Origin of the sequence: Brevibacterium salitolerans, from assembly GCF_039531405.1 — a bacterium.
GTDB classification, from domain to species: domain Bacteria; phylum Actinomycetota; class Actinomycetes; order Actinomycetales; family Brevibacteriaceae; genus Brevibacterium; species Brevibacterium salitolerans.
Genome location: NZ_BAAAPZ010000012.1, coordinates 107,838 through 122,172 on the forward strand (window position 1 = coordinate 107,838; position 14,335 = coordinate 122,172).

Annotated in this window: 13 protein-coding genes; 3 read left to right on the top strand and 10 right to left on the bottom strand. The window is 71.2% G+C overall.

All coding sequences use genetic code 11. The annotated features are described in order from the left end of the window. The first annotated feature begins 2 nt into the window (after nt 1-2). Entirely contained in the window at nt 3-1,178 is a 1,176-nt protein-coding gene (locus ABD240_RS12880; protein WP_291799477.1) for an MFS transporter, read from the top strand. 40 nt (nt 1,179-1,218) lie between these two features. Here ABD240_RS12880 and secA2 read toward each other — a convergent pair whose 3' ends face one another. From secA2 to ABD240_RS12915, 7 genes are all read right to left on the bottom strand, one after another. Further along, nucleotides 1,219-3,537 carry an accessory Sec system translocase SecA2 gene (gene secA2, locus ABD240_RS12885; protein ID WP_344337671.1) on the bottom strand — a complete coding sequence of 773 codons (2,319 nt, stop codon included), beginning with the start codon at nt 3,535-3,537 and terminating at the stop codon, nt 1,219-1,221. Nucleotides 3,538-3,637: 100 nt separating this feature from the next. After that, the gene (locus ABD240_RS12890) at nt 3,638-4,216 is read right to left on the bottom strand and encodes a DNA-3-methyladenine glycosylase I (RefSeq protein WP_291799471.1); all 579 of its coding nucleotides are present in this window, start codon (nt 4,214-4,216) and stop codon (nt 3,638-3,640) included. Between the two features lie 51 nt (nt 4,217-4,267). Continuing rightward, entirely contained in the window at nt 4,268-5,029 is a 762-nt protein-coding gene (locus tag ABD240_RS12895; protein ID WP_291799466.1) for a glycosyltransferase, read from the bottom strand. Continuing rightward, on the bottom strand, nt 5,030-5,407 hold the full coding sequence (locus ABD240_RS12900; protein ID WP_344337673.1) for a glycosyltransferase: 378 nt from the start codon (nt 5,405-5,407) through the stop codon (nt 5,030-5,032). It abuts the gene before it with no gap. Nucleotides 5,408-5,444: 37 nt separating this feature from the next. Continuing rightward, on the bottom strand, nt 5,445-6,872 hold the full coding sequence (locus tag ABD240_RS12905; RefSeq protein ID WP_291799462.1) for a CoA transferase: 1,428 nt from the start codon (nt 6,870-6,872) through the stop codon (nt 5,445-5,447). Nucleotides 6,873-6,932: 60 nt separating this feature from the next. Beyond that, nucleotides 6,933-7,451 (bottom strand): Rieske (2Fe-2S) protein, encoded by a 519-nt coding sequence (locus tag ABD240_RS12910; protein WP_291799459.1) that lies wholly within the window; start codon nt 7,449-7,451, stop codon nt 6,933-6,935. A 298-nt stretch (nt 7,452-7,749) separates the two neighbouring features. After that, the gene (locus tag ABD240_RS12915) at nt 7,750-8,487 is read right to left on the bottom strand and encodes a trimeric intracellular cation channel family protein (protein ID WP_344337675.1); all 738 of its coding nucleotides are present in this window, start codon (nt 8,485-8,487) and stop codon (nt 7,750-7,752) included. Between the two features lie 293 nt (nt 8,488-8,780). On the opposite strand from ABD240_RS12915, the gene ABD240_RS12920 reads away from it, so the two are divergent. Next, complete coding sequence (locus ABD240_RS12920; RefSeq protein ID WP_291799452.1) at nt 8,781-10,025, top strand: pyridoxal phosphate-dependent aminotransferase; 1,245 nt, start codon at nt 8,781-8,783, stop codon at nt 10,023-10,025. 148 nt (nt 10,026-10,173) lie between these two features. Here the strand turns inward: ABD240_RS12920 and ABD240_RS12925 are convergent, their stop codons facing one another. The 3 genes from ABD240_RS12925 to ABD240_RS12935 form a co-directional block, all read right to left on the bottom strand. Beyond that, complete coding sequence (locus tag ABD240_RS12925; RefSeq protein WP_344337677.1) at nt 10,174-11,037, bottom strand: alpha/beta fold hydrolase; 864 nt, start codon at nt 11,035-11,037, stop codon at nt 10,174-10,176. Between the two features lie 78 nt (nt 11,038-11,115). Further along, entirely contained in the window at nt 11,116-11,409 is a 294-nt protein-coding gene (catC, locus tag ABD240_RS12930; protein ID WP_291799446.1) for a muconolactone Delta-isomerase, read from the bottom strand. Nucleotides 11,410-11,498: 89 nt separating this feature from the next. Beyond that, nucleotides 11,499-12,950, bottom strand: coding sequence for an SLC13 family permease (locus ABD240_RS12935; protein ID WP_291799445.1), 1,452 nt, complete (start codon nt 12,948-12,950; stop codon nt 11,499-11,501). 405 nt (nt 12,951-13,355) lie between these two features. Between ABD240_RS12935 and ABD240_RS12940 the strand changes: the two genes are divergently transcribed. Then, complete coding sequence (locus ABD240_RS12940) at nt 13,356-14,282, top strand: LysR substrate-binding domain-containing protein (RefSeq protein ID WP_344337678.1); 927 nt, start codon at nt 13,356-13,358, stop codon at nt 14,280-14,282. Nucleotides 14,283-14,335: the final 53 nt, after the last annotated feature.

A 14,335-nucleotide genomic window follows, 5' to 3' on the forward strand; every position in this document is an offset into this window, starting at 1 on the left:
TCATGTCCACACCCGAACCCGCAGCCGCCCGCCGCGGCACGTCCCCGCGCCGCGCCCTCATAGTGGGCTCCGCCGCCCTCTTCACCGACATGCTGGTCCACGGCCTCGCCGTCCCGGTGCTGCCGCTGCTCCCGGCCGTGGTCGAACGAGGGCCGGCCGCCACCGGCCTCCTCTTCTCCTCCTATGCGTTCGCCATGATCTGCGCGACGCTCTTCGCCGGCCGCATCGTCGACCGGCACGGCCCCAGGACACCGCTGCTGATCGGCCTGCTGGGACTGGCCCTCGCCACGCTGCTGTTCGCCACCGGCGGCCCGTACTGGCTGCTGCTCACCGCACGCCTGGCCCAGGGGGTCGCCGGCGGCATGTCCTGGGTGGCGGCGCTCTCCCTCATCGCGGCCACGACCCGCTTCGAGAAGCGCGGGCAGGCGATGGGCATCGCCCTGTCCACGCTCACCCTCGGGGTGCTCCTCGGCCCTCCTCTGGCCGGCTTCATGGTCGAGCACTTCGGCACCGCCTCACCCTTCCTGCTCGCCTCCGGCGTCGCGCTCGCCGATGGTGCGCTGAGGATCCTCCTCGTCAGAGGCACGGCGCGCGTCTCCGATGACACCGCGGGGCCCTTCGCAGTGCTGCGGGTCCCCGGCTCGGCCGCCATCGTGTGCGCCATCGTGATCGGCGCGGGAGTGCTCTCGGCCGTGGAGCCCGTGCTGCCGGTGCACCTGCGCGCCGGAGCACTCACCATCGGCCTGCTCTTCGGCCTCGCCTCGTTCGTCGCGATCATCGCCAACCCCGTCGTGGGCAGGTACGTGAGCACAGCGCCGAGGCTCCTCCTCGGGTCCGGGGTGGTCGCGGCATCGGCATCGCTGCTGCTCCTGGGCTGGGCCGGCGCACTGTGGCAGACGAGCATCGGGATGGCCCTCCTCGGGACGTCGTCGGCCCTCCTGCTCGCCCCGGCCACCACGCTCATCAGCGAGCAGGGGGCGAGGTCGGCTCCGCCCACCCTCGGCGGCTCCTTCGCCCTCTACAACCTCGCGTACGCGGGAGGCCTCGCACTGGGGCCGGTGCTCGCCGGCCTCGGGGTGCAGCAGGCGGGATTCCCCGCCGCGCTCACGGCGGGTGCGGTCTTCCTCCTCCTGCTGGGCGGCGCCTCCCTCACCCGTCTGCCCGCCCCTCGGCACTGAGGACGCTGAGGACGGCACCGGGTGCGCCGAGGCCCCCGCATCAGACGTAGGTGACGGCCGGCGGCCCGCCGCCGCGGACGGCGCGTCCGAGGAACTCCACGACGCGGTCCGCCTCCGAACCGAAGGGGTTGTCCGTGACCATGTACGTCCAGGTGGACGAGGGACGCCGCAGGCCGAGGTCGGCGAGCCCAGCGGCATCCTCGGGAGCCTCCTCGAGGATCCGGCGGACCGCCTCCTCGACCTCGGCGCGGATCCCCTGGAAGTCCCTGGCGGCGAGGGCGGTGAACTCGTCGAGCGGGTTCTGCCGCCCGAGCACGCGCAGGTGGATCCCCTCTCGCTCGGCGGCCATCCGGCCCAGGTGCTCCATCCATGCCCGGTCCATGTGGAAGAGCACGACCTCGAGGGCGAGGCGGCGTACGCCCGGCGCGTTCCATGCCTCGCGCAGCTCCGGAGCGTCCGGCCACACCCGGTGCAGACACTCGTCCAGCGCCTCGCTCTCCGCGAGGAGGCGCTCCCGGACCTCGAGGAGGGCACGCCGGTGACGGTCGGTGGAGAGGTGGTAGCGGCGCGTGGTGCGGTGCAGCTGCAGGAGGCGGCCCTCCGCGACCCTCTGCGCGTGTGCGTAGAGAGCGGTGAACCTGGGGCTGCGCACCGCGCCGTCCGGGTCCGGCGACCGAGGCGGCCGGCGGATGCGCAGCTGCTCCGTCACGACGTCGTCCTCGAGGCTGGTGAAGAACACGGACCGTCCCGGATCACCCTGCCGCCCGGCCCGCCCCCGCAGCTGCCGGTCGAGGCGCGCAGAGTCATAGCGCCCGAGCCCGAGGACCAGCAGTCCGCCCGCCTCGGCCGCACCGGGACCGAGGCGGATGTCCACCCCGCGGCCCGCCATCTGCGTGGACACGGTGACCGCCCCTGCCCGCCCCGCACCGGCGATGACCTTCGCCTCCTCCGCGTCGTTCTTCGCATTGAGCACCTGGGCGTGCACGCCGGCAGAGGCCAGGCGGCGCGCGAAGCGCTCGGACTCCGCGACGCTGCCCGTCCCGATCAGCACGGGCTGCCCCGCGGCGTGGGCGTCACGGACCGCACCGGCGGCTGCCGCATCGCGCTGAGCGGCGGTGAGGTGCAGCCGGTCCGGTTCGTCCCGGCGGGTGCAGGGACGGCCGGTCGGAACGGCCCCCGTCGTGAGCCCGAGGTCCTCCTCCAGCCGTTCGGCCGCCTCCGCCGCGGTACCGCTCATGCCGGTGATCGTCCGGTACCCCCGGGCCACGGTCTCCACGAGCATCTGGTCGAGGATCTCGGCCTGTCCGGTGACCTCGAGCCCTTCCTTGCGCTCCACGGCCTCCTGCAGCCCGTCCGGCCAGCGCCGGCGTGCGGCCACCCTCCCCCGCGCATCGTCGACGAGTCGCACGCGGCCCTCGGCGACGACGTAGTCCACGTCCCGGGTGACCAGGGCATGCGCGTGCAGCGCCACATGGGCCGCTGCCAGCAGATCCACGTGCTCCGGCGCGTAGAGGTTGTCGATGCAGAGGGAGTCCTCCAGCCGCGCGATCCCCGCCGCGGTGAAGGAGGCGCTCCGGCGATCGCCGTCGACCTCGTACTCCTCGCCTTCGGCGAAACCTCCCACGAGCTCGGTCACCCTCGCGCCCTCCGGCGCCGGCTCCGCATCTCCGGCGAGGACGAGAGGGACCATCGCATCGTCGAGCAGCACCGCGTCGATCTCATCGACCACGACCGCGTCCTGCTCAGGTACGAGGGGGCTCACGCCGGGCGCGCGCTGACGGTCGCGCAGCAGGTCGAAGCCGATCTGGTGGACCGTGGCGTAGACGATGTCGCTGCGATGGGCCTCGGCACGGGCCGTCGCCTCCATCCCGTCCACCACGGCGGAGCAGCTCAGACCCAGCGCGGAGAACAGCGGCCCGCCCGCGGCGGCGTCCCTGCCGGCGAGGTAGTCGTTGGCGGAGAGCACGTGCACCCGCCGCGACGCTCCCGCGAGTCCCGCCGCGACCAGGAAGCCGACGAGCGTCTTCCCCTCCCCCGTCGCCATGTCGACCACGTGTCCCCGCAGCATGCTCACCGCGGCGAGCAGCTGGCACGCGAACGGCTCCATGTCGAGCCGGCGCCGGGACATCTCGCCTGCGCACGCGAGGAAGCGCACCAGAGCCCCGTCGTTCGACAGGCCCGCCGCAAGCGCTCGTGAGGCGGACTGCGCGAGGTCCGCATCGCCGCGGCTCCGCATCGCCGCCCGCTGTGCGAGGATCTCCTCGACGAGCGGCTCGTACCGGGCCAGGTCTGCGGTGCCCGGTTCCTGCCGAAGACGACGCACCCACGCGTCCGGACGCCGCCACCAGCGCCTGTCCATCACCTCACGCTACAGGCCCCGCGTTCCGGTGCGATCAGTCCCCGGCCGGTCATCGCCGAGCGGCGGGGAGAAGCGTTCTCCCCGGGAAGACGCTCAGGCGTCACACACGCCAGCATCCGACCATGTGGTCGTCCACCATGCCCGCCGACTGCATCAGCGCGTACATCGTGGTCGGACCGACGAAGCGAAAGCCCCGCTTCCGCAGCGCCCTGCTCATCGCCGTCGACTCCGGCGTGACGGCAGGAACCTCCGCCATGTCGGCGGGGCGGGGACGCTCCGCCCCGGCTCCGGTCGGTGCGAACGACCACATCAGCGCGTCGAGCTCGCCGTCGGCCATGTCCCGCACCAGCTTCGCGTTGGAGACGGTGGCCTCGATCTTGGCGCGATTGCGGACGATGCCGGCATCCGCCATCAGCCGTTCGATGTCCCCTGCGCCGAAATCAGCCACCTGCGCCGGGTCGAAGCCGGCGAACGCCTCGCGGAACCGCGGACGCTTGCGCAGGATCGTGATCCACGACAGACCGGCCTGGAAGCCCTCCAGGGCCATCTTCTCGAACAGTGCGCGGTCCCCGTGCAGCGGGAAGCCCCATTCCTCGTCGTGATAGCGGCGATACTCCTGGTCGTCGCCCACCCACGCACAGCGGGAGAGCCCATCGGGTCCGATCACGGTCGCGTCCACGGGGGCAGAGTATCAGCCGGGTGTCCGCTCCCGGGCCCGCCGGGGCCCTCGTCAGCCCGGGAGACCGCCGTCCTCCGTCACCGCGAGGATCCTGCCCGCCGCCGTCTCCGCTCCGGGCGGCAGGGAGCGGAGACGGCTCCCGCACGCCGCCGCACGCGCACGGAGCTCGTCGTCGACGAGGATCTCCCGCACCGCCCCGCGGATCCGCTCGGGCCCCGCCGTCCTGGGCAGGCACCGCCCGAGGCCGGCCCTCTGCACCGTCCTGCCGACGAGCCGCTGGTCGGCAGTCGGGTTCACGGGCACCACCAGCAGCGGCACGCCGTGGGCGAGCGCCTTCATGGTCGAGGAATGGCCGCCGTGGCCGATCATCAGATCCACGTGCGGCAGCAGCTCTCCGTGGTCGGCCCAGCCGCGCACCTCCACGTTCGGGCCGCCTTCCAGCTCACCGCCCAGATCCACTCCGCCCGTGGTCACGGTCGCCTCGAGCGGCAGACCGGAGAGCGCGTCCACGATACGGCGGTACACCCTCAGCATGCCGGGGAAGTCGGTGGAGCTCAGCGCGACGAGCACGCGCGGCACGTCCTCGCCCTCGCCTCGTCGCGCGGTCTCCGCCGGCTCCCGCAGAGCTCCCGGAGCGGAACCGACCTCGGTGGTCCCGGTCCACGTGTACGCGGTGAGTGCGGGGGCGTTCCGGCCCGGGTCGAGCTCCGCGTCCGTGAGGAGCAGACGTTCCGCAGCGTGCCCCCAGAGAGCAGCCGGCCGGAGACCCCACGGGCGCAGGAGGTGCCCGGGCCCGCGATCGAACGACCGCACTCAGAACTCCCCGAAGGTGTGGAAGAGCACCACGACGGGAGCTCCGCCGGCGAGCGCGCCGCGGATCACCGCGGGGAGCATGCAGTCCGCGATCACCACGTCAGCGCGCCGAGCGGCGATCAGCGCCCGGACCTCGGCGGACGTCGCCCGGCTCATCGCCAGCCGCACCATCGGAGCGACTTCGCGCAGACCCTGCGGCCGCCCCACCGGCCTGATCGCCGTCGCGGCAGGGAGGGGTGGCTGCGCATGAACGGTGCGCCCCGGCTGCAGCCCTGCGATCTCCACCTCGACACCGCGACGGCTCAGCGCGTCCGCCACCGCCAGGGTGGGCGGCACGTTCCCACCCAGATCCGCAGTCAGGAAGAGCGCCTTCGTCACGGGCCCAGCCTACGACCGGAGAGGCCGTGAGGACACGTCACACCCGTTCCTCCCAGCACGGCGGGTGATGCCCGAGGGGGCCCGCCTCATGGACCCAGCGCGGACGGATGCCGTCGATGCTGCCGGGAAGAGCGACGCGCCGTCCGAGGCCCCACGCGGTCCGCGTGTCCTCGAGCACGGCCGCGGCCGTCGGCGAGGCCTCGGGCGCCGGCGGATCCGTGGGTGTCAGAGGGTCTGCGGGCGGAACCAGGCTGTAGAGCAGGTTCGCCGTGCCGATGAGCGAACCCCGCACCGACGTTCCCGCACCGGTGGTGAACCGGCGGGTCAGCGCGCGGGCCACGGTCGCGGCCAGGAGCCACCCGGTGGCATGGTCGAGCGCCTGCGCAGGCAGCGGAACCGGCTCATCGCGGCAGAGGGCCGCCGCTCCGTCGGAGGCGATTCCGCAGCTCATCTGCACGAGGCTGTCGAAGCCGCGCCGGTTCTGCCACGGCCCGTCCCAGCCGTAGGCGTTGAGCCGGGCGATGACCAGCCCCGGGCTGAGCGCTGCGAGCGCGCCGTCGTCATAGCCGAGCTTCGCCAGCGCGTCCGCGCGATAGCCCGTCACGAGCACATCGGCATCCGTGACGAGTGCCTCGAACGCTCCTCGGCCCTCAGCTGTGCCGAGGTCCACCGCCGCCGTCCGCTTGCCCACCGTGGTCTCGGGCAGGAGCGACGCGACCTCGTCGAAACCGGGCGGGTCGAGACGCAGCACGTCAGCGCCGTACGCGGCGAGGAACTTCGTGCACACCGGCCCCGCGATGACCCGGGTGAGGTCGAGGACGCGTACTCCACTGAACGGCAGAGCAGCGCGACCCTTCGGCCAGAGGGCCTCCGCGGCGCTCTCGCGTTCCTCGAACGTGAACAGCGGCGCATCACGGGTGGCCTCGCCGGCGTCCGAGGACAGCCATTCCTCGCGCGTGCGCAGGGCGGCGGCCGCGCCACCGGCCTCCACGATCCTGCCCTCGAGCTCCTCAGCGGCGCACCCGGCGACGGCGGCCCGGACTCCGTCACGGTCCTCGGCACCCAGCACAGCGCACACGGCGGCCCGGTGATGGGCGTAGTTGGTGTGCAGCCTGATCCAGCCGTCGGCGGTGCGGTAGTTGCCCGCGAGCGGACCCCACAGCGACGGCAGCGTCCAGCCGGCCGGGGCGAACAGCGCCTCAGCCCTGAACGCCGCACTCGCCTGCGTGCTCTCGACCGTGACGGGGCGCAGCGGTTCGGACCGCCGAACAGCGTGGAGGTGCGCAGCGGCCAGGGTGGCGGCAGCGACGGCACACGTCGCCAGGCCCGTCACATCGAACACGGAGGGCAGGACCACGCGCGGGCCGGACGCCTCCACAGCCTCCAGCGCCTCAGCGCCGCCGGATCCAGGCGTGCCGACGGCGTCCCACATGCGGGTCAGGAGACCCGATACCGACGCATCCATACTCGCAATGGTGAGCGCTCAGGGCGCAGGTATCAACGGCGGTGTGAATGGCGATGAGTCTCAGCCTGCGGCCGGGGCGACGGTGAGGGAGTCTCCCTCGACGGTGACCTCTGCCGGGGTCAGGCCGGATTCGGCGGGCCCTGTCAGCACCGAACCGTCCTCCACGCTGAAGATCGAGTTGTGGCAGGGGCAGGTGATGTCCGCCTCCGTGATCTGCCGGACCTGGCAGCCCTGGTGCGGGCAGACGGAGGAGTAGGCGTAGAACTCGCCCTCACGCGGCTGTGCCACCACATAGGTCTGGTCGACGATGGTCCCGGAGCCCACCTCCACCTCGGCGACGGGGACGGTAGCCGGCTGCGCGGCGGCGAACTGGTCCGCAGGCGGCTCCTGCTCCCCGCAGGCCGCCAGACCTCCGGCGGCGGCCGCGACGCCCACGGTGCCCGCTGCGCGGAAAACCGTCCGGCGGCTCGGCAGCGCCGACCGAGCGGCCTGGACGGCCTCCGCTCGGCACTCCACCGGCCCGGTGCCGTCACCCGGCTCTGCGGCCCCGGTGCGCACAGGCACTGTCCCGGCGCGCACGGGCGCGGTCCCCGGACGCGCGGTCCCCGAATGCTCCGGTGCGGCACTGCAGCCGCAGCCCGTCGCCCCGCCGTTCCCGCATCCACCGCTCATGCGTGTGTCCTCCTGCTCGATTCGTCCCTCGCACTCCGCGCTTGCTCCATGCAGAGCTCGCGGACGGATCCAGGATCCCACGCGGGCGCTGTCGGCGTTCTCAGCCGTATGCCGTGCCCCGCTTCCCGCGCAGGCGGACACCCGCATCAGCGGCAGGCGAGCTGCGGCCTCGGGCACGGAGCCCGGCCTCGGGCACGGGCCCCTCTCACTCCGCACCGCCCGAGGCCGGCCTGCGGCGGAACCGCGCCCGCACCGTGCGCACCAGCCTCGCGGAGGGGCGGCGGAACACGGAGCGGCCGCACGGTTCTCGCCGCCGCCGGCGGCGCAGGGACCAGCCGCGCATGGGCGAGGGCACCTGCCACTGGAAGAACCACGCGACCATGCGGAAGGCGAAGACGATCGCCGCGATCACCAGTGCGGTGAGCGGGCCCAGCCAGCCCTGGCTCCAGGCTCCCACGGTGCAGGCGGCACCGAGCAGCGCGGGCAGGAGATAGATGTCGGAGCCGTTGAAGATCGCGGGAATCTCATTGGCCAGCACATCGCGGAGCACGCCGCCGCCCACTCCCGTGAGGCAGCCCAGGACCACTGCACTGGGCAGCGGAAGGCCCGCCTCCAGCGCGATCGTCGTACCGGTGACGACGAAGACGCCCAGCCCCACGGCGTCGAAGACGATGATCGGCACCCGGGCGCGGTGCGCCCTCTGCCCCAGCAGGTAGACGAGCGCTGCGGAGATCAGCGGCGGCACGAGGTAGAGGGGATCCGCGAGGGAGGCCGGGACGCGCCCGAGGATCACGTCACGCATGATGCCTCCGCCCAGGCCCACTGCGAGGCCGAGGATGAGACTGCCCATGATGTCGATGTCCTTGCGGGAGGCGAGCAGATTGCCGGAGAGGGCGAAGGCGAAGACGCCCAGCAGGTCCAGGGCGAGCATGAGCGGTTCCACGCCGCCAGCGTAGCCAAGCGCGGCACCTGCACGGACGGATCCCGCCATACCTGGACGAGACCTCGGCCACGTCGCCGCGCATACCAAATCGCGCCTCGCCGAAGCCGCGTGTCCACTGGCCTGCTCCGCAATGGAGCCGAGTTCACACCTTTTACGGGGAGAGATCTCCCAGCCGTTCGTCGTACTGTGGTTCCGGCACCCCGCCGCCACCGTCGCGCAGACGCCGGCGGCGGTCGCCGCGCAGCAGCCGCGACGCACCCGTCGCCCGTCTCACTCCCACAGGAGAGGTACGCATGTTCACCCAGTCCGCCAAGCTCGCCAACGTCCTCTACGACATCCGGGGTCCGGTGCTGGAGGAGGCCGAGCGCATGGAGGCGGCGGGCACGCGCATCCTCAAGCTCAACATCGGCAACCCCGCGCCGTTCGGGTTCGAGGCGCCCGACTCCATCCTCGTGGACATGATCAAGCACCTCCCGCAGGCACAGGGCTACAGCGAGTCCCGCGGCATCCTCTCCGCCCGCCGCGCCGTGGTGCAGTACTACGAGACCAAGGGCATCCGCACGCTGGATGCGGATGACGTCTACCTGGGCAACGGCGTCAGCGAACTCATCACGCTGGCGATGCAAGCGCTCTGCGACCCCGGCGACGAGATCCTGGTGCCCACTCCGGACTACCCTCTCTGGACCGCCTCGATCGCGCTGGCCGGCGGCACCCCGGTGCACTACCGCTGCGCGGAGGAGGACGGCTGGAACCCGGACCTCGAGGACATCGCCGCGAAGATCACCCCCCGCACCAAGGGGATCGTGGTCATCAACCCCAACAACCCCACCGGCGCGGTCTATTCGAAGGAGCTGCTCGAGGGCATCGTGGCGCTCGCCGAGCAGCACGGCCTCGCCGTCTTCGCGGACGAGATCTACGAGAAGATCACCTACGGCGACGCCCAGATGATCAACATGGCCACGCTCACCGGCGATGACGTCCTCTGCCTCACCTTCTCCGGCCTGTCCAAGGCCTACCGGATCGCGGGCTACCGCTCCGGCTGGCTCGCGATCACCGGGCCCAAGCACCGCGCGTCGAGCTACATCGAGGGCATCAAGCTGCTCGCGAACATGCGCATGTGCGCGAACGTTCCCGCCCAGCACGCCATCCAGGCCGCGCTCGGCGGGCACCAGTCCATCGAGGACCTGGTGCTTCCGCAGGGCAGGCTCGGCGCGCAGATGGACCTCTCGGCGCGGAAACTGAACGAGATCGACGGCGTGGAGGTCACTCCGGCCAAGGGCGCCCTCTACCTGTTCGCGAAGCTGGACACGGAGCGGTTCGGCATCGTCGACGACGAGCGGTTCGCCCTCGACCTGCTGCGCGAGCAGCGGATCCTCGTCTCCCACGGCTCCGCCTTCAACTGGAACCGGCCCGACCACTTCCGCCTCGTCACCCTGCCGGGCGTCGAGGTCCTCGACGAGGCCCTCAACCGCCTGGCGGAGTTCCTCGACGGATACCGGCAGCATGCGGAGCGGCCGCTGGCCGTGGCGGCAGGCTGAGCGACCCGGGCGCCCACCGGCGGATGCGGCGGTGGGCGGGTGCTCACGCCCCGCGCCGGGGTGCGCGGCGCGTCTCCGCGCACCCCGGCGCCGGGCACTCCCTCCGGACTGCAGGACGAGCCGCCCAGGCCCACCCCCTGGAACCTCTTCAGACTCGCCCCGGACGCCCTTCCCGCATGAACTCCATGAGGAGTTCGGCCGTCGTCTCCGGCGCCTCCGCAGGGACGAGATGAGCTGTGCGGGGCACTTCGCAGTACCGCCCTCGAGGAACCCCGTCCGCGAGGGCCCGGAGCCCTGCCGGTGGAGTGGGGCTGTCCTCGGCGCCCGCAACGGCGAGGAGCGGAACCCGCACATGCTGCAGCCTCTCGCGGACGTCAAAGGCGGCGAGCCCCCGGCACACCGCCGCGTAGGAAAAGCGATCGGCCTCGAGAAGCGTGCGGATGAGCTCGGCCTCGGCCGCCGGCCTGCGGTCGGCGAACCCAGGAGCGAACCACCGCTGCCTGGAACCGGCCACCTGTGTGGCGGTCCCCTCGCGCTCGACGAGGGCGGCACGCTCTTCCCACGCCTGCGCCTCACCGATCTTCGCTCCCGAACAGAAGACCGCCGCTCGCTCGACGGTCTCCGGATGGTCGAGCGCAAGTCGGAGGGCGATCGCCCCGCCCACCGAGTCGCCCGCGACCGTCAGCGCCCTCGCCTCTTCCGGAAGGACCGCGCGGACCGTCGTCAGCACGGCCTCCGCCATCTCCTCGATCGTGAGCACAGTGCCCGCGCGGGGCGCGACGGGAGGCGAAGAACCGTGCCCCGGCAGATCGACCGCCAGCACGGTCACCGCAGCGGGGAGGAGCTCCGCGACCGGTTTCCAGAGGGCGGCCGCCGCAGTGCCCAGCGACGGGAGGAGTACGAGCACGCCGGCGTCGGACTCCGAGCGCGAGCGCGCGAGGTCCGCGGACAGATCCGCTCCGGACGGCCGAGCGCCTCCGGCTCCGAGGGTCGTGACGGCGAGTGAAGACATGGAGGGCGACCTTTCTCACTGCAGATGCCCTGAGCGATCTCGGCTCACGAGCGGGACTGGCGTTGTGTACGACCGGGCTCAGCCGAAGAAGTCGGACTTCGTCGCGTTGGGGTGCTGCGCCAGCGGCGTGACCTTCACTGACATGTACGGGAACATCGGAAACCCGGAGAGCACGTCGTGCAGCTGCTCCGCAGACTCCACGTCGAACATCGAGTAGTTGGCGTACTCACCCACGATCCGCCAGATCCCTCTCATCACCCCTGTTCTCTGCTGCTCGGCCGAATATTCCTTCTCCCGCTTCTGGTACTCGGCTCGAGCTGCGCGGTCCATACTTTCCGGGAAGGTCACATCCATGCGTGCGAGGAAGAGCATCGTCATCCTTTCAATCGGTTCTCGACGAGAGATGCCCTCGCCGTTCAGAGCGGTTCAGCAGGTGGGGGCGCTGCCCCGTGTCCCCGCATTCACAGGGACACCCCGAAGACGAGCGGCACGAGGGTGTAGAGGGCGGCCATGACCAAGGCCAGTGAGACGACATTGAGCCAGACGCCGGCACGAACCATCTGCCGGATCGTGATCTCCCCCGAGCCGAATGCCACCGCGTTCGAGGGCGTCGCCACCGGCAGCATGTAGGCCGAACAGACCGCCAGCGTCACCGTGATCGTCATGAAGAGCGGATCGATGCCCATGCCCACTGCGATCGAGCCGAAGATGGGCAGGAACGCCGCAGCGGTCGCCGTGTTGGAGGTGAGTTCGGTGAGCAGCAGGCTCACGACGGCCACTGCGACGATGATGAGCCACGAGGGCACCGCGGTGAGACCCGCCACCTGATCGCCCACCCACTGGCTGAAGCCGGTGGCGGTGAACATCGCCGAGAGGGAGAGACCCCCGCCGAAGAGGAGCAGCAGACCCCAGGGGATCTCCTTCGCCGCAGACCAGCTCAGCAGCGGGGCACCACTGGGATCCTCCCTCCGGCGCGTGCCCGGCACGACGAAGCACGCGATCGCCGCAGCCATGGCGACCTGAGCGTCGTCGATGGTGCCGAGGAAGGGCAGATGCTCCACCGTCCACGGGAGGTCGGCGAGGAAGGGCACGACGATCCAGAAGAGGATTGCAACGGCGAAGATCCATGCCACGCGCTTCTCCGGCGCCGTCATGCGGCCCAACGCGGCGAGTTCACGGCGGATGAGCGCGAGCCCGCCGGGAAGCCGATCCGCCTCAGGGCGGAAGACGATCTTCGCGAGGACCAGCCAGGCGATGCCGAGCATCACCACCGCCCACGGGACTCCCACGAGCATCCACTGGCCGAATGAGATGTCGATGTCCTGCGATTCGGCGAGATAGCCCTTCATGAGTGCCATGGGAGGCTGACCGATCAGCGTCGCCGTCGACCCGATCGTCACTCCGTAGGCCACGCCGAGCAGCATCGACGCGGCGAACTTGGTGCCGGCCGCGGACTCGTCGATGGAGCGGACGAGGTTGAGGATCGACACGGCGATCGGCACCATGATCACCGCCGTCGCCGTGTTGGACACCCACGCGGAGATGAATGCCGAGGCGATCATGAGTCCCAGCACGATCTGGGACGGCCGGGTGCCCACGAGGCGGATCGTCAGCAGGGCGATGCGCAGATGGAGCCGCGACTTCTCGGTCGCGAGCCCCAGGACGACCCCGCCCATCACCAGGAAGACGACGGAATTCGCGTAGGGCGACGCGACCTCCTCGATGCTCGCCATCCCGAACAGCGGGAAGAGGACGAGAGGCAGCAGGGAGGTGACCGGGATGGGGACCGCTTCCGTCACCCACCAGATCGCCATCCACAGGGCGCAGCCGGCGACCGCCCGCCCCTCGAACGCGAGGCTGTCCGGCAGCACGAGGGCCAGCAGAAGCCCCGCGACCGGGCCGAGAGCGAACACCCACCAATTCCTGCGCGCGTCTGGGTCCCCGGAGCCCCCGGCATCCGAGGGCTCGCTCCCGACGGCAGGTGTTTCCTGCCCGAGAGCCGAATCCGGCTTCTCGTTCGCTTGCTCCGGGCGTGCCGTTTCGGCCATTCTTTTCTCCTTCGAAAACGCGGCAATGACACTGGCGCGCGGTCCTGGCCGCCTAATCCCTCACATTCCCCGCAGCCTGATCGCCAGGCGTACAGGTGCATTTGGCGGCGCTGCACTCACAGTAGATTCCACCTACCCAGATGCAGAAGTACGAGTTTGCTCGCCATTCAGACGTACATCCTCTGAATCCGGGGAGAATCGGTCTTTCCCTTGTGGCAGCGGCGAACCGTACGCTGTTGCCGACGCACGAGCCGAGGACGGGGAGGGGACATGGAACTGAGGCATCTGCGCTACTTCCTCGCCGTCGCGGAGGAGAAGCACTTCGGACGGGCCGCGGAGCTCCTCCGCATGGCACAGCCCCCTCTGTCTCAGCAGATCAGACAGCTCGAGGCGGAGCTCAGCACCCAGCTGTTCGAACGCACCACCCGCCGTGTCGACCTCACACCTGCGGGTGAACTCCTCATGGAGCGGGCGAGACAGATCCTCAGCGACGTCGACTCCGCCAAGGCCGACGTCGCCGAGGTCGGGCGAGGCGCAGCAGGAGTCCTCCACGTGGGCTTCGCGGGCACAGCCACCTATCGCCTCATGCCTGAGATCGTGCGCATGGCGCGGCACGAACTGCCCGAGGTGCGCCTCCACGTGGTCGGCGAGATGCTCACCCCGGAGATGGAGGAGGGCCTTCTCGCCAATCGCCTCGACGCGGCCGTCCTCCGACCGCCGGTCTCCTCGCCGGAGCTGCACCTGGACGAGATCGAGCAGACGCCGCTGGCTGTTGCACTGCCCCTCGAACACCCGCTGGCCCGAGACGCGGGGCCCGTCGGAGCTGCCGAACTGGCAGGGGAGGACCTGGTGAGCTATCCGCGCGGATCCGCGGTCGCATCGGTTGCCGCAGAGGTGACCCGGCAGGCAGGCTTCCGGCCGCACATCGTACAGGAGGCGACCGAGACCTCGACGCTCATCGCCCTCGTCGCGGCGGGCCTGGGACTGTGCATCCTGCCCGATTCGTCGTCCCTGCCGATGAACGCCGCCATCGCCATACGCAGGCTCGCGCCCACCGTGGGCATCGGCCTCGCCACCGCCTGGCGCGCAGACAGCACCTCGCCATTGGTCGAGTCCTTCACCCATCTTGCACGGCACGCCGCCGCCCGGATCGCAGAGGCACGCGCCTCTTCAGAGGGCCAGGACACGCATCACTGAACAGGCGAGTCCCGCGCCTGCCCCACCGCACACCACATCCGACACCGTGGAGA